Source organism: [Mycobacterium] manitobense (assembly GCF_025821665.1).
GTDB lineage: Bacteria > Actinomycetota > Actinomycetes > Mycobacteriales > Mycobacteriaceae > Mycobacterium > Mycobacterium arseniciresistens.
In genome coordinates this window covers 75864-95777 of sequence record NZ_JACKSJ010000047.1, presented here as the reverse complement: position 1 = coordinate 95777, position 19914 = coordinate 75864, and the positions used below count along the sequence as shown (strand labels likewise).

The 19914-nt window shown below is 70.3% G+C and carries 13 protein-coding genes; 5 read left to right on the top strand and 8 right to left on the bottom strand.

The genetic code is table 11. From position 1 onward, the window contains the following. From H7I41_RS06355 to H7I41_RS06345, 3 genes are all read left to right on the top strand, one after another. Positions 1-1601, top strand: a 1601-nt coding sequence (locus H7I41_RS06355; protein ID WP_264011723.1) for a helix-turn-helix transcriptional regulator, incomplete at its 5' end; no start/stop codon positions are given. Positions 1602-1727: 126 nt separating this feature from the next. Next, a complete protein-coding gene (locus tag H7I41_RS06350) occupies positions 1728-2342 on the top strand; it encodes a sigma-70 family RNA polymerase sigma factor (RefSeq protein WP_264011722.1) in 615 nt (204 codons plus the stop codon). A gap of 16 nt (positions 2343-2358) precedes the next feature. Then, a complete protein-coding gene (locus H7I41_RS06345) occupies positions 2359-2787 on the top strand; it encodes a cupin domain-containing protein (RefSeq protein WP_264011721.1) in 429 nt (142 codons plus the stop codon). Here H7I41_RS06345 and H7I41_RS06340 read toward each other — a convergent pair. Then, positions 2784-5147: a flippase-like domain-containing protein gene (locus tag H7I41_RS06340; protein WP_264011720.1), complete on the bottom strand. Its 2364-nt coding sequence runs from the start codon at positions 5145-5147 to the stop codon at positions 2784-2786. The genes H7I41_RS06345 and H7I41_RS06340 overlap by 4 nt on opposite strands. A gap of 151 nt (positions 5148-5298) precedes the next feature. Between H7I41_RS06340 and H7I41_RS06335 the strand changes: the two genes are divergently transcribed. Together H7I41_RS06335 and H7I41_RS06330 are read left to right on the top strand one after the other, a co-directional pair. After that, positions 5299-6006 (top strand): GAF and ANTAR domain-containing protein, encoded by a 708-nt coding sequence (locus H7I41_RS06335; protein ID WP_264011719.1) that lies wholly within the window; start codon positions 5299-5301, stop codon positions 6004-6006. 36 nt (positions 6007-6042) lie between these two features. After that, positions 6043-6801: a GAF and ANTAR domain-containing protein gene (locus H7I41_RS06330; protein WP_264011718.1), complete on the top strand. Its 759-nt coding sequence runs from the start codon at positions 6043-6045 to the stop codon at positions 6799-6801. On the opposite strand, the gene H7I41_RS06325 is transcribed toward H7I41_RS06330, so the two are convergent. The 7 genes from H7I41_RS06325 to recC all read right to left on the bottom strand — a co-directional run bounded on the left by H7I41_RS06325 (position 6802) and on the right by recC (position 19632). Continuing rightward, positions 6802-7608 carry a GAF and ANTAR domain-containing protein gene (locus H7I41_RS06325; protein WP_264011717.1) on the bottom strand — a complete coding sequence of 269 codons (807 nt, stop codon included), beginning with the start codon at positions 7606-7608 and terminating at the stop codon, positions 6802-6804. A 47-nt stretch (positions 7609-7655) separates the two neighbouring features. Beyond that, positions 7656-9290: a fatty acyl-AMP ligase gene (locus H7I41_RS06320; protein WP_264011716.1), complete on the bottom strand. Its 1635-nt coding sequence runs from the start codon at positions 9288-9290 to the stop codon at positions 7656-7658. A 464-nt stretch (positions 9291-9754) separates the two neighbouring features. Beyond that, positions 9755-11449 carry an exodeoxyribonuclease V subunit alpha gene (gene recD, locus H7I41_RS06315; protein WP_264011715.1) on the bottom strand — a complete coding sequence of 565 codons (1695 nt, stop codon included), beginning with the start codon at positions 11447-11449 and terminating at the stop codon, positions 9755-9757. Then, positions 11446-12342: an NYN domain-containing protein gene (locus H7I41_RS06310; RefSeq protein WP_264011714.1), complete on the bottom strand. Its 897-nt coding sequence runs from the start codon at positions 12340-12342 to the stop codon at positions 11446-11448. Before H7I41_RS06310 ends, recD begins: the two co-directional genes overlap by 4 nt. A gap of 61 nt (positions 12343-12403) precedes the next feature. Beyond that, positions 12404-12703 (bottom strand): STAS domain-containing protein, encoded by a 300-nt coding sequence (locus H7I41_RS06305; RefSeq protein WP_264011713.1) that lies wholly within the window; start codon positions 12701-12703, stop codon positions 12404-12406. 345 nt (positions 12704-13048) lie between these two features. Then, positions 13049-16348 (bottom strand): exodeoxyribonuclease V subunit beta, encoded by a 3300-nt coding sequence (recB, locus tag H7I41_RS06300; protein WP_264011712.1) that lies wholly within the window; start codon positions 16346-16348, stop codon positions 13049-13051. Beyond that, positions 16345-19632 carry an exodeoxyribonuclease V subunit gamma gene (recC, locus tag H7I41_RS06295; protein WP_264011711.1) on the bottom strand — a complete coding sequence of 1096 codons (3288 nt, stop codon included), beginning with the start codon at positions 19630-19632 and terminating at the stop codon, positions 16345-16347. Before recC ends, recB begins: the two co-directional genes overlap by 4 nt. Positions 19633-19914: the final 282 nt, after the last annotated feature.

The window sequence follows — 19914 nt, the reverse complement described above, 5'->3', positions numbered from 1 at the left end:
CCGACCCCGCGCACCGCAGCGCCAGAGCGCTGGCCGCCGCCCGCGCCAAACGCGACGCCGCGGCGCCCGCCGCCGCACACGAACTGCTGTCCATCGCCGAAGTCGGACCCCTGACCGATCTGCAGCAGGCCCAGGTCGCCCGGCTGCGGGCGCAGATGGAGTTCGTCCGCTCCCGCGGCGGCGACACCCGCGCCAAGCGGCTCGCCGACACCGCACCCGCGCTGCTCGACGCCGCGAAGCAGCTGACGGGTGTCGACGACTTCTCCTCGCGCGAAAGCTATCTCGAGGCCATCGCCGCGATCATCTTCGCCGGGCGGCTCGGTGATCCCGGTGCGCTCACCGATGCGGCCGCGGCCGCCCGCATCGCGATCGGTGACGCCGAGGACTTCGCGCGGGCAGTCGACTACCTCCTGCGGGGGTGGGCGGTCCGCATCACCGACGGCGTGCGGGCGGGCAGCCCGGCGCTGCGGGCGGGGCTGGACCACATGCGCGTCCAGGCCCGGTCCAATGACGTGCACGTGCTGCGCTGGCTGGTGCCCGCGTTTCCGGTGCTGCAGGAGTCCGCGGCACTCGAACTGTGGGACGAGGCGCTGCTCGACGAACTGTCCGCCGCCGCGGTGCGCCGCGCGCGCGAGGCCGGTGCGCTGGCCGGGCTGCCGCAGACACTCGGATACCGGGCCGGCTTCCACCTGCTGACCGGCGAATTCAACACGGCCGCAACCCTCATCGAAGAGGCGCAGTCGATCATCGGGTCGACCGGCTACTACTCGCCGATCACCCATCAGTCCATGCTGCTCGCCGCGTCGCGGGGAGTGGCGGCCGATGCCGTCGACATGTTCCAGACCACCGCCGCCGAAGCCGGTGCCCGCGGCGAAGGCCGGCTGCTCGGCGTCGTCGGCCACGCCGCCGCCGTGCTCTACAACGGGCTGGGCCGCTACGAGGAGGCGTACGCCGCGGTCAGCGACGCCGCCGCGCACGAGGACCTCGGAATCCACGGCTGGGCGCTGTTCGAACTGGTCGAGGCGGCCGTGCACACCGGTGAGCGGGCGGCCGCGGTCAGGGCGCTGGCCGCACTGGAGGAGCGCACCCTTGCCGCGGGGACCGACTGGGGACTCGGGGTGCTGGCCAGCACGCGGGCCCTGCTGACCGATTCCGCGGACGAGCACACCGTCGACGCCCTGCACACCGAAGCCGTCGAACGGCTCACACGCACGAAGGTCGTCGTGCACGTGGCGCGGGCCCAGCTGCGGTACGGGGAATGGTTGCGCCGCATCAACCGTCGCATCGACGCGCGCAGGCAGCTCAACGCCGCGCACGACCTGTTCAGCCGGATGGGCGCCCAGGCGTTCGCCGAGCGGTCGCGCCGCGAACTCCTGGCCACCGGTGAGAAGGTGCGCAAACAGCCGATGGCCTCCGGCGACCGGCTGACCGCGCAGGAGGCGCAGATCGCCAAGCTGGCCGGTGAGGGCCTGACCAACCAGGAGATCGGCGCGCAGCTGTTCCTCAGCACCCACACCGTCGAGTGGCACCTGCGCAAGGTGTTCGTCAAGCTCGGCGTCACCTCGCGCCGGCAGCTGCGCACGGTCTCGTGGGCCGTCTGACCCCTGACCCCGGGGTGTCCACCACGGACCACTGACCACGGACCACGGGTTTCCAAGGGTCCCCCCGGGCCCCGCAGCCGCGAGTCTGAGTAGGACATCGACACCCCACTCACTCGGAGGTTCACCGTGAAGGTCGTAGCAACCGGCACCACCGCGACGGCCCGGCCCGACGCCGAGCTCGCCGCCCACTTCGCCCGCGGCGTCGAGCCGCTTCTCGACGTCCTGCTGCGCGGCGCACGGAGGTTGACGCGCAACGATGCCGACGCCGAGGACCTGCTGCAGGACACCCTGCTGCACGGCTTCGCGGGATTCCACAACTTCCGGCCGGGTACCAACCTGCGGGCGTGGCTGTTCCGGATCCAGTACAACCGCTGGGTGAGCACGTACCGCAGCAAGCAGTCGCGGGTCACCGAGACCGCGTTCGACGAGATCCACGACTGGGACCTGGCCGCCAGCGCGTCGCACGAATCGGCCGGCCTGTGGTCGGCCGAGGACGAGGTGTTGAATCGCCTGCCGGACAACGACATCAGGGCGGCTGTGCAGAGCCTTCCCGAGGGCTTCCGTGCCGCGGTCTACTACGCCGACATCGAGGGTTACACCTACGCTGAGACCGCCGTGCTGATGGGCGTCCCGATCGGGACCGTCATGTCGCGGATCTACCGGGGCCGCGAGCGGTTGCGTGTCGCGCTGGCCCACCGCGCCAAGCGCGTCGTCGTCGCCGCCGACCACCAAGCCGCCTGAGGAAGCGAGAAGACCGATGCCGCAGAACACGGACTACGACGACGCATGGCACACCGCCCTGACGGTGCTGCAGGAAGTACAGCCGCCATTCATCCCGGCCGGCGCGCATGCGATGACGGTGCAGATCGAGTACCCGCCGGCCAACCGCGGCACTCCGCCGCACCGGCACCCCGGCGGCCCCGCCTTCGGCTACGTGCTGGAGGGCGAGATGCTGTTCGAGTTGGAGGGCGAGGCACCGCGGGTCGTGCGGGCGGGCGAGGCGTTCTGGGAGCCCGGCGGCGACGTCATCCACTACCAGGACGGCAACAACCGCGATGACATGAAGGTCCGCTTCACGGTCACCATGCTGTGCGTGCCGGGGCAGCCGATGCTCGAGATGGTGGGCGAGGAGGAGCTGGCGCAGCGCCGGCACCTGCGCGTGGCGGCCACGCCGGGGGAGCGCTAGATCATCTCCTTGCGCGTCAGCCATCGCAGGATCGGCCAGCCCAGGAACACCGGCAGCCAGCACGTCAGCACCCGGTAGAGCAGGACCGAGGGCACCGCCACCGCGGCGGGCACGCCGAAGGCGGCCAGGCCGCCGATCAGGGCTGCCTCCACGGCGCCGACACCGCCGGGGGTCGGCGCCGCCGACGCGAGCGTGCCGCCCACCATCGTCACCACCGTGACCGTGACCAACGACACGTCGCCACCGAACGCCGAGATGCTGGCCCACAACGCGAACGCCGCACCGAGTGTCGTTGCCGCACAACCAAGGACGATCAGCGCCAGCCGCCACGGCTCACGCGCCAAGGCTGCCAGGTCATCGAGCAGCTCCTGCAGCCGCGGCCGCACCGCCGTAGCGAGCCAGCGCCGCAACTTCGGCACGAACAGGAAGGTCCCGAGCAAGCCGAGTGCCACCCCGCCGACGAGATACAGCAGCGTCGCCGACGGCACGAACTTCGACAGGTCGGCAGACGCGCCCGCCACCGCGCTGAACAGGATGAGCAGCGAGACGTGCGTGATCACCTGCACCGACTGCTGCAGCGCCACCGCGGTCGTCGCGCGCAACGCCCCCAGTCCGCCCTTCTGCAGGAACCGCGTCGACAGCGCAAGCCCGCCGACTCCCGCAGGCGTCGTCGTCGCGGCGAAGGTGTTGGCCACCTGCATGACAGTCAGGTACCGGAACTTGATCAACCCGTCCGAACACGCCCACAGAGCCGCCGCCGCCCCGAGGTACTTGAGCGCCGACACCGCCAGCCCGAGCAGCGCCCACCACCAGTTCGCGGTGCGCAGCTCGGCGGCGAACGTCGGCACCGTCGCGAGGAACGGGTACGCGACGTAGACCAGCGCGCCGAGCAGCACCAGCTGGATGATCTGCCTGCGGGTGAACCGGGTGATGTTCTCCGCCTGGATCTTGTCGGCCCCGGTCTGGCGCATCACCTCCTCGCGCGCGGACTCGATGACCGCCTTGCCGTCGGCCACCGCAGTCCGGATACGCTGTGGGACAGCGGATCTGGTCAAACGGCCGGACGCAGTCAGCACCTCGTCCCTGCCGAAGGCCTCGATCGCCGCCTCGACTGCGGATTTCGGGTCGTAGACGCCGGCGGTCGTCGTCAACAGCTGGGCGATGTCGGACTGCAGTTGGGCGTCGGTGGCGCCGTACTCCGCGTAACCGAACCCGCCGAACAGCACTGTGCCCTCGTCGACGGTGATCTCGCTCACCCTCAGGTCCCCGTGTGCGATCTGGTGCTCGTGCAAGACGCGCAGCGCACCCCACACCTTCGACAGCGGGGTTTCGGCGTCGAGTGGGAGGCCCCGCACCGGCGAATGCGTGTACAGCGTCCAGCCGCGCTCGAGCGTGGCGATCGCCACCGTCGCGGTGTTGGCGACGCCGAGATCGCCGATCGCGATCGCCATCAGCGCGCGGTGTTCGACCGTGCGGTGCATCGACGCGTGCAGGGGAGCGGTCTCGCTCGACCGCAGCCGCAGCTTGCGCCAGATCTGGCGCAACGCGCCGCCGCTGCGCTGATTGGGCCCGTACATCTCGACGGTCAGCCGGGCGCCGGACTCGGCGGTCGCCGTCAGCAGCAGCGGCCCCCGGCCTGCCGGGCGGGTCACCGTCAGCGCAATCACCACGAACCCGCGCCGCGCCATCCTGCGCAGCGCGCTGTCCAGCGGCACCTCCAGCGCCGGTGTGCCGACCACCAGCACCACCAGCGCGCCGACGAACCAGCCCGCCGCCAGCCCGAGCACCGACCGGGCAGGCACGACGGCCGAGACCACCAGGTGGATCGGCACGAACGCCAGCAGCAGCGTCCACCACCAGCGCCGCCACTTCGCAGGCAGCCAGGGCCCCGACACCGTGAGCACCGCCGCCAGCATCGCGATCCAGCGCGGATCGTCGAGGAACTGCGAGAGCTGGGTGTCGAGCCGGTCGTTCAGATCGAAATGCCATTGCGGAGCGGCGATCCCGTTTCCGGTGATGGACAGCGCCAGGCCCGCGATGAACGCCGCGGCGGCGTAGGCGCCGAGCAGCCGCCACTGCCTGCCGACCAGCAGCCCGAACAGGATCATGAACGGCAAGGCCAGGATCGCCAGGCCGTAGACCAGATAGACCAGATTCGACTGGGTGGGCGTCAGGAAGCTGACGATCTCCGAGATCGACCGTTCGAGTGCGTCCCACTCGTAGCGAGTGATCAGAGAACTGGTCACCACGACGGCCAGCACGACCGTCGCAATCGCCAGGCGCAGGATGTCGTTCGTCCGTCGGGTCAGCGGTTGGAGAAGGCTGCCCGATACGGTGATTTCCCGCCCGTCGACCCGCATGATGCACCGATCTTCTCAGATCGGCCGGCGGTGATCATGACGCACGGGTTCCGGGTGTTCGTAAAATGCGCCGACCTAGAGGAGGCTGGACCCATGACCTCCGCACCACGACACCCGGGAGCCTCCGGCGCCCGGCAATCGTCGGCCTGACGTGGCCGTACATGAGCAGCTGCGCGCCGCGGTCGACGGCAGGCGCGGCACGGCGGCGGCGAACAACCTCTGCGAAGCGTGCGTGGTGCTGCTCGACATCGACGCCGCGGCCATCTCCCTGATCTTCGGCGGTGCCAGCAGCGCGACCATGGGCAGCAGCAGTGACCTGGCCCGCCAGTACGACGACCTGCAGTTCACCTTCGGTGAGGGGCCTTGTCTGGACTCGATCGCCCGCCGGGCCCCGGTCCTGGCGGCCGACCTGGCGCACCCCGAGGAGGTGCGGTGGCCCGCCTACGCACCGGCGCTGCTGTCCCGAAGCATCCGGGGCGTGTTCGCGATGCCCGTCGTCATCGCCGGTGAATACGTCGGGGCACTCGACCTGTTCCGCCAACGACCAGGCCCGCTGCAGGCGGAGGAACTCTCCGGCGCCTTCGTCGCCGCCGAGGTGGCCGGCATCCCGCTGCTCGACCTGTTGGACGGGGATCTGCAAGCCGCTGCCAACGACCCCGGTAGCGACGCGTGGGCCGAACTCAACGCGCTGTCCCGCGCGGAGGTCAGCCAGGCCACCGGCATGCTCGTGGCGCAGCTCGACGTGGACCCCACCGAGGCGCTGGTGCGGCTGAGAGCGCATGCATACGCCACCGGCCGTAGCGCCACCGACGTGGCGCGCGACATCCTCGACCGCCGCCTGCGGCTGGACGCCGACTGACATGCCGGCGACCACGATCGCGACAAAGGAGGCCACGTGACCGAGACGCCTCGCGAGACCCGCGTCCTGGAGGCGGTGGTCAGACTCGTGGACAGCCTGCTCGACGACTTCGACGTGGTCGACCTGCTCACCGAGCTCACCGAGCAGTGCGCCCAGCTCCTCGATGTGACCGCCGCCGGAATCCTGCTCGCCGACCCCCTGGACCAACTGCGATTGGTGGCCGCGACGTCCGAGCAGGCCCGCGAGCTCGAGCTGTTCCAGCTTCAGGCCGACGAAGGACCGTGCGTCGACTGCTACGCATCGGGTCAGCCCGTCTCGATTGCCGATCTGCAGACCGAGAGCGCCCGCTGGCCGCACTTCGTGCCCGCGGCGGTGGACGCGGGCTTCGTCGCGGTGCACGCGGTCCCGATGCGGGCCGCCGGCATCGTGCTCGGGGCGCTCGGACTGTTCGGCACTCATCGCGGCGAACTGAACGAGGCCGACCGGCTGGTCGGACAGACCCTCGCGCACATCGCCTGCGTGGCGATCCTGCAGGAACATCCGGCCAACCCGTCGACGGTGTTCGGCAGGCTACGGGCCGCGCTGAGCAGCCGGGTCGTCGTCGAGCAGGCCAAGGGGTTCCTGCGTGAGACCCTCGACGTGTCCATGGACGAGGCGTTCACCCTGCTGCGGTCCTACGCGCGGGCCCACAACGAGCACCTCACCGACATCGCGCGGCGACTGGTGACCCAGCGCGCCGAGCGCGAGACGCTGCTGTCGGGCATCGCCGCCCTGCGCGTGCACCCGCCGGGCTGATCAGCCCCGGGTCCGGGCGCGGGCCCGCCGGACAGCCTCCTCGACCATCCTGTCGGCGACGTCGCGGAGTTTGGCGTTCTCGGTCTGGCTGATCCTGATCAACCGGTCGAAGGCCTCCTCCGCCGTGCCGCCGGTGCGGCTGCGCAGGATGCCGATCGCCTGGTCGATGACCGCGCGGCTCTCCAGCGCGAGCCGCAACTGGTCGGTGCGCTTCTGCGCCCTGGCCAGCAGCCTCGCGTTGTACACCGAAACCGCCGCGGGCCCGGCGAACTGCGCGCCCAACTGCACGGCATGCTCGGCGAACGCGTCGCGGTCGAACGCATAACCATTGATGGCGCCGATCACGTCGTCACCGACGATCAGCGGCAGCGACAACGCCGAATGCACACCCATCCGGGCGACGTGCCCGCCGAAGTGCGGCCAGCGCGGGTCGCAGCCCAGCGACCCGCTGACCACCGGGCAACGCGACCGCATGCTGGTGATGCACGGCCCCTCGCCGGTGGTCTCGTACTGCACGCTGTCGATCTGCCGGACGAAGTCCGCGGTGACGGCCCAGCTCTCGATGCGCGGGGTGTCGCCGACCTTGTCGACCACGGTCAGGCCTGCGCCCTGCATACCGGGAATCGCCTGCACGGCGAACTCGGCGACCTCCTGCATCAGCTCGTTCACCGGCTTCGCACCCGCCACGATGCCCGCCACGCCGCTGAGCCCGGCGTACAGATCGGCCTCGTGCTCGTCCAGTTCGGCGCGCGACAACTCGGGCTCGGGTGGGACCGCCCGGCCTGGCTGGCGTTCGTAGTCGTGCATCTGGGGTGAATCTACCCAACGCCGGCAACCGGGGACGGGAACCTCGCTCAGGTGACGAGGGTCAGCGCGTGTGCGCGCCGCAGCTTGCCCGACGGCGTCTTCGGGATCGTGCCCGGTTCGAGGACCACGACGTTGCGGGGCCGCGCGTTCACCTCGGCGACGACCTCGTGCGCCACCTGGCGTTCGATGCGGCGCACCTCGTCGGGGTCCTGATAGCTCTTGGACTCCACCGCGACGGCGAACGTCTCGCGCGACCGCCCGGCCTCCAGCCGCACCGCCACCGCGCAGCCGGGCCGCACTCCGTCGACCCGCGCCGCGGCGCGCTCGATGTCGGTCGGATAGATGTTGCGGCCCGCCATGATGATGACGTCCTTGATCCGCCCGCACACCACCACATCGCCGGTCTCGGTCAGATAGCCGAGGTCACCGGTGTCGTACCAGCCCCGCTCGTCCTGCGCGGCGATGAAGCCGGCGACTGTCATGTAACCCTTCGTGACCGGCGTCCCGCGGGTCTCGATGACGCCGACGGCCCGCGGCCGCATCTCCGCGCCGTCTTCGTCGACGACGCGCACCTCGAGGCCCTTGAGGGGCTGACCGAGGGACACCAGACGCCGGGTGTGGCCCTTGTTCGACGGGACGGCGCGGTGCAGGACGGCCAGCAGGTCGGCGTCGACCTCGTCGACGACCATGCCGCCGCCGCACTCTGAGAACGACACGGCCACCGTGGTCTCGGCCATCCCGTAGGCGGGGATGATCGCCTCGCGACGCAGCCCGAAGGGTGCGCCGGCGTCGCAGAGATCTTCGACATCGGCGGGATCGACCTGCTCGGCCCCGGACAGTGCCCAGCGCAGCGACGACAGGTCGAAGTCGCCGGGCTTGGCCTGGCTGCGCAGCCGCTTGGCGAACAGGTTGTAGGCGAAGTTCGGGGCGGCCGTCATGGTGCCCTTGTACTTGTCGATGAGCTTGGCCCACAGCAGCGTGTCACGCAGGAAGTCGACCGGCGTGACCTTCACCAGCTCGGCGCCGAAGTACATCGGCACGGTCAGGTAGCCGGTCATGCCCATGTCGTGGAAGCACGGCAGCCAGCTCACGATCACGTCGGAGTCGATGTCGAAGTCGCAGCCGACAATCATCGCCTCGGCGTTCGCCACGATGTTGGCGTGGGTGATCAGCACCGCCTTCGGCGACCCCGTCGAGCCCGACGTCAGCTGCATGAGCGCGACGTCGTCGTCGTCGGTGTCGATCGGATCGATCGGATCGCTCTTCAGCAGATTCTCGATGGTGAGCACCGTGATCCCGATGCTCTCCAGCACCGGCGCGGCGGCCATGAACGGGTCCGACACCACGACGGCCTTGGCCGAGATCATCTCGATGACCGCGGTGGTCTCCTCCGCCCAGCGCACCAGATCGGTCCGCGGGGTGGGCTGGTGCAGCATGGTCACGCTGGCGCCGCGCATCCAGGCGCCCTGCGCGGTCGGCGCGATCTCCACCGGCGCGCCGGCGAGCACCGCGACGGCGTCGCCGTGGCCGATACCCGCCGCGGCCAGGCCACCGGCGATCTGGCGGGCGCGCTGGTGCACCTCGGCCCAGGTCTGCCGGATCGGCGCGTGCGGCTCCCCGGTGTTGAGACCCTTCAGGCTCCACTGGGCGTTGCGGTACATGGTCTCGGTGAATCTGCTCACGACAGTCCCTCTGGTTGGTGCGCCGTAGGCGGCAACGGTGACATCCCGCCATGAGCAGGGCGGAGGCGCCCGTTCGGCTCAGGGGGGTGAGTTGTGGGTGATGACGGGTCGGTGGGTGAACCCTTTGCGTTCACCTCGGATGGTCCGTCGCCCCGGGAGAGGCACGGTGCTTTGCGTGTCAGACGGTCTGACTGTACGGAGTCATGCGTCATCGAACGAGCACCCTCGCGTGACGTCGTGATAACGATTGAACCCCCTGGCAAGAGACCCCCAGCCTCTCGGGCACCGTAATACGGCCGCGGTCACGTCGTGAGGACCCCCGCGGCGGGGAGCGTTTCTCTCGCTCGCCACCGTGACGTTCCGCTTGGCTGGGATGTCAACCGCGTCCGACGGTACAGCCCGACCCCCTGGAATGGAATTCGAACCGCGGATGAAGTGTTTGCCCGGCTCGTGCCAAGACCGGCTCAGCCGTGCAGTCGCTGGCGCAGACCCGACGCCCGGACCACCCGCCTGCCGATCGCGGCGCGCACCGCCCGCTCGGAGCCCACCACCCGAACGCGCTGCCTGGCCCGCGTCACCGCCGTGTAGAACAGCTCCCGCGTGAGCAGCCTCGACTCCTCCGGCGGCAGCAGCACCGTGACCTCCTCGGCCTGGCTGCCCTGGCTCTTGTGAATGGTCATCGCGTGCATCGTGTCGACCTCGGACAGCCGGCTCGCCGCGAACATCTGCGGTCCGACGGCCACGCTGAGCCCGTCACCGTCGGCGATGGCCACGCCGGTGTCGCCGTTGTACAGGCCGAGGCCGTAGTCGTTGGCCGTCACCAGCACGGGCCGCCCGGCGTACCAGTCCGTCCAGATGGCTTCACCCGTCGCGTCTGTCAGCCACCGCTGCACCTGGCGGTTCCAGTGCTGCACGCCGTACGGGCCGCGCCGGTGCGCACACAGCAGCCGGTGCTCGTCGAGCGTCTGCAGTGCGACCGCCGCATTGCCGAGTATCGCCGCCTCGCGCAGTCGAAGTGCCTGCGGCAGAAGCACTGTGCGAAGGCGCTCGCCCGGATCGTCGGTGTCGAGCCATGCGATGTGCTCACCGCCGGCGCGCAACACCTCGACCACCCGGTCGGCGTCGCCGTCGCGAATCGCGGTGGCCAGCCCGCCGATCGTCTCGCCGAACCGCCACGACGTGACCAGCGTCGCGATGCGCGCGTCTCCGCGACCGCCCAGTCCGTCGACCAGGTCTGCGAGCACGGCGCCCGCCTCCACCGACGCCAGCTGGTCGGGATCGCCGACCAGAAGCAGGCGGCTGTCCGGCCGCACCGCCTCCAGCAGCCGGGCCATCAGCGTCAGCGACACCATCGACGTCTCGTCGACGACGATGACGTCGTGCGGCAGCCGGTTCTCCCGGTGGTGACGGAACCGCGACGAGTTGTCCGGCCGCGACCGCAGCAGCCGGTGCAGCGTGGACGCCGAGAGCTTCGGCAGCCGGTCGCGGTCGGCTTGGTCGAGCCTGCCGACCTCGAGGAGCACCGCCTCCAGCAGCCGCGCGGCGGCCTTGCCGGTAGGCGCGGCCAGCGCGATCCGCAGCGGGGGCCTGCCCGCCAGGGCCGCCTGCTCGGCCAGCAGCGCCAGCAGGCGCGCGACGGTCGTCGTCTTGCCGGTGCCCGGCCCGCCGGTGAGGACGGTGAGCGGCTGCGTCAGCGCGACGTGTGCGGCGCGGCGCTGCTCCTCGGAATCGGGGAACAGCCGCGTCAGGTCGGGCAGCGGCGCGGTGTCCGACGGCGCCAGCAGTGCCAGCACGTCGTCGCGGACCTGCTGCTCCTCGCGCCAGTACCGGTCCAGGTACAGCAGGTCGGCGGCGGCGTCGGAGTGCAGGCGCAGCACCGGAGGGTCGGCGACCAACGGGCTCGCGCGTACCGCGGCCAGCCAGCCGCCGGGCGAAGGCCACGGCAGGTCGGGCAGGCCGACCTGGGTGGGCACCGACCGCAGGTCCACGCACACCGACCCGCCGCGCAGTGCCCGCACCGCGAACGCCACGGCCAGCGCCACCGACTCGTCGGGCTCCTTGCCGAGCACGGTGAGGCGCCGCGCCACATGGACGTCGGCGGCCTCGAACACGCCCGCTTCGGTGAACTCGCCGAGCGTGCCCGCGGCGGCGACCGTCATACCGGAGCGCCACCGTTCTTCAACCGGACCATGCGCGCGGTCGAGCTCTCGTCGAGCTCCACGAGATCCGAACGCGACCGCAGGAAGTCACTGAACGACTTGAAGCCGAGCGACTTCTCGCTGAACGACGGGTCCATCCGCTTCATCTGCGCCTTGACCGCCGAGTTGTGCAGCCAGTCGACGTCGTCCTTCTCCAGGCCGATCTGCAGCGCCCTGGTGAGCAGTGCGGTGGAGCGGGTCTGGGGATCGGGCTCGTCGCCGTCACCGGAATTGTCGGCCTTGCGGGTGCTCCTGCGGCGCTTCGGCGCGGCGGCCTCTGCGGGTTCGGGGTCGGGCTCGAACACCGGCACGCCGGGCAGCGCGTCGTACGTGACGAACTCGTCGCACGCCGCGGCCAGGGAGCGGGCCGACGAGCCGGCCACGCCGATGCCGACGACGTAGCGGCCGAGGCGCTTGCAGCGTTGCGCGAGCGCGATGTAGTCCGAGTCGCCGCCGACGATGACCACGTGGGTGAGGTCCGGCAGCCGGAACATGTCCTCGACCGCGTCGACGGCGAGGCGGATGTCGGCGCCGTTCTTGCCGTAGGCCGCGGCGGGGAACAGCTGCACCAGGTCGACGGCGCGGCCCACCAGTTGATCGCGGTAGTTGGCGTTGACGTCCGACGACCAGTCCGCGTAGGCGCGGGTGAGCACCAGCGTGCCGAAGGACGACGCGAAGTCGATGACCGCGCCGACGTCCACCTTGGCCCGCTGCAGCTTGTCCGCGAACTCGCCGGCGTCCTTGGTCTTGTCGCGCTGATAGGAGTTGCGGCCGTTGACCTGGTCGTAGCGCGAGATGACGATGTTGTCGAAGTCGAGGTAGACCGCGACGCGCGGGTTGGCCGGTTCCGTCATCCGATCAGTGTGGGCCATCGACGGCACGTCCAGCCGCGATCCCCGCAACTGTGGCGGCGCGTCACACCGAGGCGGCGGCCGTCCCGGGGTGCTCGTCGCAGATCTGGAGCACCCTCGTCACCATCGGGTTGGCCAGCAGCGTCCACTCGATGCCCGCTTCGGCGCACCAGCCGTCGATCGCGGCGATCGCGTTGATGCCGGCGGTGCTGAAGAACTCGAGGCCGCGCAGATCGAGGACCAGGCGGCGGCATTCGGCGGTGCGCCGCCACACGTAGTCGGCGAACTGGTCGTGGTTCGAGGCGTCCAGGTCACCGGCGACGGCGATCCGGACCGCCTCGGGGTTGAGCTCCTCGGTGGTCATCGACAGGCGTCCGACCGCTGATTCGACAGCGGAGAACCGGGCGATGGGCTCGGCGATCGACGAGGTGATGACGGTCGCCGAGAATGTTCGGTGCCGGATGGGTGCGGTGGAAGCGGTGATGGGAAATCAACTCCGGAAAGTCGCTGCGCAGTTCTGCGTATGGTGTGTAACGGCTTGGCGTCGGACGCACATCGCACACGGAACTTTCAGGCTCCGGATTCTGCGACGGATTGCGGCTGGGATTTCAACCTGTGTTGAGCTTACCTCGAACATGCGTCCGATTCGGCGGTCAGTATGTTTTCCCGCTCAATTCGTCGGTTTCGTCAATACAAAACGAGTGTCGTGTTATGAGCCCAGCAGATCGGACACCGCGAGGGTCAGCGCCGTGGGCGGCTGCCAGCTGAACACGCCCGCCGGATGCCCGTCCTCGGTCGGGGTGCCGGCGCCGCACATGCCCCGCAGGAACAGGTACAACACGCCGCCGAGGTGACGCTGTGGGTCGTACCCGGGCTGTCGCCAGCGCAGGAGGCGATGCAATACAACGCAGTACAGCAGTGCCTGCAGCGGATAGTCCGAGTGCAGCATCGCCTCGGCCATCCTGGCCCTCGTGTAGTCGGCGGAGGTGAGCGGCCGGTCGGGTTCGCCGAGCCAGTTCGTCTTGTAGTCGACCACCAGGTAGCGGTGCCCCCCGCCGTCGGGGATGCGCAGCACCGCGTCCACCGATCCGGTCAGATAGCCCTTGAGCGGCTGCACGGCCAGCGCGCCGGTGGACAGCCGGTCGGCGTAGGAGGCGAGCACGTCGTCGGCCGGGACGTGTGCGGCGAACAGCGCACCGACGTCGGCCAGCGTGATCGCGGGGGCGTCGCCGCGGATGTCGCCGCCGGCGAGCGGGAACTCGAAGTCCAATTCCCGCAACCGGTCCCGCAGACCGATCTGACGCAGTGTGACGCCGGTGGCCAGCGGGCCCAGCGGCGTGTCGTGCAGCGGCAGCAGCGCGGCCGCGAGCTCGCCGGGCGCCACGTCGACCGGCCACCACACGGAGTGCTCGCGGACCTGCTGCTCCAGTTCGGTGGCCAGGTCGGCTGCGAAGGGATCGGCGGTCTCGAGCACCGCGTGCACCAGCGTGCCGAACTTCGCGCCCATCGGCAGATCGGCCATCGGCGAGGCGACCGCGGGCACCGGTGGGCCTGCCGGGCCGGGATCGTGCACTGGGACGTCGGCGACCTCGTCGTCGAGTTCGACGACCTCCGGTTCGCTGGACACCCCGGTGGTGTTCTCGGCGGACCGCAGCAGACCCGAGTACGACGTGCGCCGCCACAGGGTGTCGATGTGGCGGTGGAAGTGGCGGACACTGAGATTCCTTGGTGCATCGGGTCGTTCGACTTCTGCATCGGGGGCGATGGCCGACTCCTCGAGCACCGGGCCGCCGATGTCCGACCACGCCCGCAGTGCCGCCAGCGCGTCGGCGTCGTCGACGATCGCCGGGTCGCAGCGACCGGGCACGGTGTTCTCGCCGGGCCGGCGGCCCCGCAGCAGCCGGGACAGGCCGCCGTTGGGCTCATCCCAGGACGGCGCCCACCACGCCACCACCTGCGACTGCGCCCGGGTGAGTGCGACGTAGGTGCGCCGGACGTCATCGGAGGCCGCCTCCGCCCGCCCCAGCCTGGTCACCTCGGCGCAGTCCGGGCTCGTCTCACCGCCGATGTGCAGGCAGCGCTGCGGGCCGTCATGGAACAGCACCGCCTCGTCGGTCCGGATGTTGCGGGTGAACGCGAACGGCAGATACACCACCGGATACTGCAGGCCCTTACTGGCGAAGACGGTCATGATCTGCACCGCTGCGGCATCGCTGTCGAGCCGCCGGCCGCGTTCGCTTGCGCCGCTTCGCTCTTCGCGTTGCGTGCGAAGCCAGTCACGCAGGGCGGGCAGGCCGAAATGCTCGCGGTGGGAGGTCTCGTGCAGCAGCTGGGTGATGTGGGCCAGGTCTGTCATGCGTCGTTCGCCGTCGGTCCAGGCCAGCACCCGACGGCCCATCCCGGCGAGTTGGGCGGCCTCGAACACCGCCGCGATACCCCGCTCCCGGACATGGTCGGCCCATTCGCGGACCTTGTCGGCGACGCGGTCGGTGAGGGCGTCGCCCTGGGTCGCCAGATCCTCGGCGGTGTAGCCGAAGAACATCGTGGTGGCCGCGGCCCGGACCAGCCCGCTGCGGTGCGGTTGGTCGAACGCCTCCAGCAGACACAGCCAGTCGTCGGCGGCGTCCGACCGGAAGACGTCGGAGTCGCCGGTGTAGACCGCGGGGATGCCCGCCGCGGTGAGCGCGTCGAAGCAGCGCCGCCCGTCCTTGTGCACCTCGACGATGACCGCGATGTCGCCGGCCTGGATCGGCCGGCCGTCGTAGGTGGCGCCGCTGGTGAGCAGGGCGCTGATGTCGGCGGCCAGATCGGCCGGGATGTGGTTGCGCAGTTGATCGATCGAGATGGTCTTGTCCTGGCGGGTCCTGATGGTGTCGCGGGACACCACCCGCAGCCGGAACGGGTCGTTGTGCGGGGCGCCCGTGAGCCGGTGTCCCTGATGGGAGGCCGTGACCGGGCGCACCACTATCTCGCTGTTGCCGAGTTCGGCGTCGCGCAGGACGACCTGCAGGGAGTCGACGAGGACCGCGTCGCTGCGCCAGTTGGTGCCCAGCGTCTGACGTTCCCCGGCGGTGGAGGCCGCGTGCAGGTAGGTGTCGATGTCGCCGCCGCGGAACGCGTAGATGGCCTGCTTCGGGTCCCCGATGAGGATCAGCGTCGAGCGTCCCCCGAACGCGCGGTCGATCACCTGCCACTGCACCGGGTCGGTGTCCTGGAATTCGTCGACCATCACGATCGACCAGCGTCGGTGCATCCGGAGGCGGGCGGGGGAGTCGGCGGATTCGAGCGCGGTGGCGAGGCGGCTCAGCAGGTCGTCGTAGCCGAGGATGCCGCGCCTGCGCTTGCGCTGTTCGAGCGCCGCGCACACCGCTTTCGCGAACTCGACGCGGATCGCGGCTTCGGTGCCCGGCGGCGGATCGATCGGTCGGAGTTCGGCGCTCGGATTCGCCACGACGGCGCGGGCGAGTTCGAGTGCGTCGCCGCGGGACATCGGCGGGTCGTTGCGATCCTTCCCGAAGTGGGCGAGGTAGAGGTCGTCGACGATCTCGGTCACCAGGTCGTCGAGGCTTTCGGCCAGTGTCACACCGGCATCGGTGTCACCGGCCACCCCGAGCGATTTGAGGACGAGGTGGCAGAACTGGTGTGTGGTGGCGATGGTCGCGGCGTCGAATCCGGCCAGCGCGTCCCGCAGGCGTTGCCGGCGGTCGCGGAGTTCTTCTTCGGTGCCCTCGAGCAGGTGGGCCACCAACTGGTTGTCGCCGACGCTCGACGGGTCGCCGAACGCGAGGACGGCGGCGAGGATCTGCCCGCGGACGCGCTCCCGCAGTTCCTGGCTGGCCGCCTTGCTGAACGTGATGAGCAGCATCTGATCGAGTGTCGCCACGCCCTCGGCGAGGTAGCGCGTCACCAGACCGGCGAGCGCGAACGTCTTGCCCGTTCCCGCACTGGCTTCCAGCACCGTGGTGGTGTTCGGCACGGGCAGCGGTCCCAGGAGGTCGAATGTCTTCATGAGTCGTACGACTCCGCCTGCAGCATCGGCGCCCACAGCCGGGCGGCGTAGGCGCCCAGTCGGGTGGTCTCGCCGCCGTGTTCCTCGCCGGGACGTACCGGGTCGAGCAGCACGCCGAGTTTCGAGTACCCCCACACGCGCAGGTGTGCGGGTTCCTCGTTCTCACCGGGGAACTTGCCGCTGTTCCATTTGAAGCCCGCCTGGCGTTCGGGTTGGCCACGGGTGTGTCTGGCTTCTGCCCACGCGTAGGACGTCTTCAGGGGTAACGGGATCGGCTCGCGTCGGCCCGCGTCGTAGATCGCCACCAGGTCTTTGACCACGTCGAGCGCGGGCACGTGCGGCGCCCCGAGGATCCGCTCGCGCGGTGGGCCGCTGCGCTTCGGTCGGCCGATGCACACCGCCGACCACTCCCGCCCGGGGTGGCGAGCGCTCAACGCCAGCAACTGGATCCACGACGTCAGTAGATGGCGGCCGTCGAGCTTCGAGTAGGTCACCGAGACCAGCCGGTCACCGTAGACGTGCGGCACCGTGCCGGTGACCCTACGCCCGCCGCCCACGTCGATGTCGACGTCGTGCGCCTGCGGAGTCTGGCGGCGGTGCTGATTCGCCGCGATGGCCAGTGCGGCAGCCTGATCGCGGATCTCCTGGGCCTTGCGCCAGCCGAGGCGGCCCGGCGGCAGCGAACCGCGCCGCCACTCGGCCTGCTGAGCCAGTTCCGGTCGCATCCCCCGCGCCATGTCGTCGAGCATCCGCGCGCCGATCTTCCACTCCTGCAGTGCATCGATCTCGACGGGCATCGCATCGTCGATGGCGTCGACGTCCCACGGCAGCGTGAAGTCCAGGGCCCGGAAGAAGCCCTTCACCGGGTCCCGGAAGAAGCCGATCAGATCGTCGAGTGCGACGTCGTCGGGCGGCGGCGCAGGCAGCGGCGTCCCGAGCAGCGAGGGCCGTTCCGCACGTTCGCCCGCGGCGATCCGTGCGGCGGTCAGAGCCGTCGAATCGAAGGTGAAGGGTTCAGCCGTGGGCATGTTGAGCATGCCGGGTATGACGTTGCGAATGTCGAACGGCTGCAACGGGTGTTCGGTCAGCACCTGATGGCGGGTGGCGTCCTCCGTGGTGACGTCCAGGGTGTCGAGCAACTCCATCAACGGCACCGCGGGCGGCCGGCGCTGGCCGGAGAACTCGTTGGACCCGGTGTAGGTGATCACGAGCTTCTCGGTCGCCGCACCGATGGCGTCGAGCAGCAATTGCCGGTCCTCGGAACGAATGTCGCGTTCGCCGGTCATCGGATCGCGGGCCAGCGCGTCGTCCCCGTCGACCACGCCGAGGCGCGGGAACACCCCGTCGTCCAGTCCGATCAGGCACACCACCCGGTGTGGCACCGAACGCATCGGCACCATCGTGCAGACCGTCAGGGTGCCGGTGCGGAAGTTCGCCCGCGTCGGCCGGCCGGCGAGGTGCCGGTCCAGTAGTGCCCGGACGTCGGGCAGGCGCAGCACGGTGCCACTGTGCTCACCCGCGGCGGCGAGGACGTCGGCGAATTCGCGCTCCACCTGGCTGGTCTGCCAGGCGTCGTCATCGGGCACCGCGGTGAGTCCACCGATGCCGTCGGCGAGTGCCTGCAGCCATTGGTCGAGTGGTCCGGCGCCGCTGAGGGATTCGACGGTGGCGCTGAGCCGGTCGACGAAGTCGGCGAGCCGGCCCGCCAATTCGACGCGATTGCTGCCGACGTCGTCGAGCGGCAGCGTGTTCTCCAGCCACGCGTGCGAATCGTCCGACATCGCGACCCCGGCCAGCACCCGGTCGATGCCGAACCGCCACGTGTTCTGCACGAAGTCGACGCCGTAGGGCCTGCGGTGCGCCGAGTCGAAGCCCCACCGGATGTTGGCTTCGCGCACCCAGTTCCCGATGGCGTCGATGTCGTCGTCGCTGAACCCGAACCGCTGCCGCACCGGGGCGGCCTCGGCCAGGTTGAGCACCTCGCTGGCGGTGGCCCGATTGCCGGCCAACGCCAGCACCTGAGCCGCCACGCCGAGCAGCGCGTTCGTCTGGACGAGGGCGCGGTCGGCGAGCCGGACCCGCAGCCGGTGGGCGGGATGGGCACCGTGGACGACGTCGCCGAGTCCGAAGCCCGCGACGATCAGGGGGGCGTAGGCCTCGATGTCGGGGCACATCACGAGGATGTCGCGTGGTTCCAGCGTCGGGTCGTCCGCGAGCAATCCCAGCAGCACCTCGCGCAGCACGTCGATCTGCCGGGCCGGGCCGTGGCTGCTGTGCACCTGGACGGAGCGATCGTCGGGGCGCAGGCGCCGCCCGCCCGGGCGGACCGCGTTCGCGGTGATGTCGGACTGCAGCCAGCCGAGCAGGGTGTCAGGGTGGTCCGCCTCGCCGAGATGCTCGTCGGTCCGCGGGTCAACGGGCAGGCTGCGCTGGAGTTCGCGGAGGTCGCGCCCCAGCGTGGACAGCAGCGGGTGGTCGACGACCCGGTGGCTGGTGTCCTCGCGGCGGGGGATGGCACCGTGCCGCCCGGCCAGTGCTGTCCACAGTTCGTCGCTGGGGTGCGGCAACCACAGGTGCAGATCGTGATGGGTGGACAGGGCGCTGAGCAGTTCGATCTCGGTGCCGGGCAGCCGGGTGTGGCCGAACAACGACAGCCTCGGCGGCAGATCGGTTTTCGATTCCTGCAGACGGGCAACCGTTTTCGCATGCCGGACGTGCGGCGGATCGGCGTCGACCCGGTCGAGCAGTGCCCGCCACAGAGCGGGCTGCCACCGCAGATCGTCCTCGACGTTGTCGGTGTCGCCGTCGAGCCAGTCGATGAGCAGCTGCGGGCGTTGCCGGGAGTAGGAGGCGAACAGCCCGGCCAGGCGGCGGGCCACCGCATATCTGCGGCCCTGCCGCAGTTCCTTCTCGTCGCCGTCCTCGAAGTGCCCGAGGTGCGTCGCCAGCGTGCGGCACCACGGCTGGTCGAGTGAACTGTCGATGGCGTCGAGCAGGGGCCAGACCATCGCGTCGGGCGCCCAGGGGTCGGTGTGGCGGGTGCCGGTGAGCTCGGCGATCAGCGAGCTCGGGTTCCGGAAGGTGACTCCGGCGCAGATGCCGTCCTGGCCGGCGCCTCGGCCGAGGACATGGGACAGCCGCTGGCTCAGCCATCGTTCGACGCCCTTGGCGGGGACGATCACCAGTTCCTCGGCGAACGGGTCGGACTGCGGGGTGGCCAGCAGTGTGCCGAGACCGTCGGCGAGCAGGTCGGTGCGCTCAGCGCGGTGGAGATGGAGGGCCATCGCCTGCCCACCCTAGGCGGTCGGTGTGACAGGCAGGCAGACGTTTGCCTGCCCGGTATCGGTGTCATACCTGTGGCTGACCGAAAAGAGGACGTGATGCCGGAAGAGACGACGAGACCGAAGCTGACGACGAAGTTCGACGAGGCGCTCGGCTACGCGAGCAGCCTGCACCGCAGACAGGTCCGCAAGGGCGGCGCGGCGACGGTCTGATCAGAGCCCGATTGGGGTAGTCGACTACTCCAGATGGCAGCGGCGAGCGGTGGCAGTGTCAGCCAGCGTCAA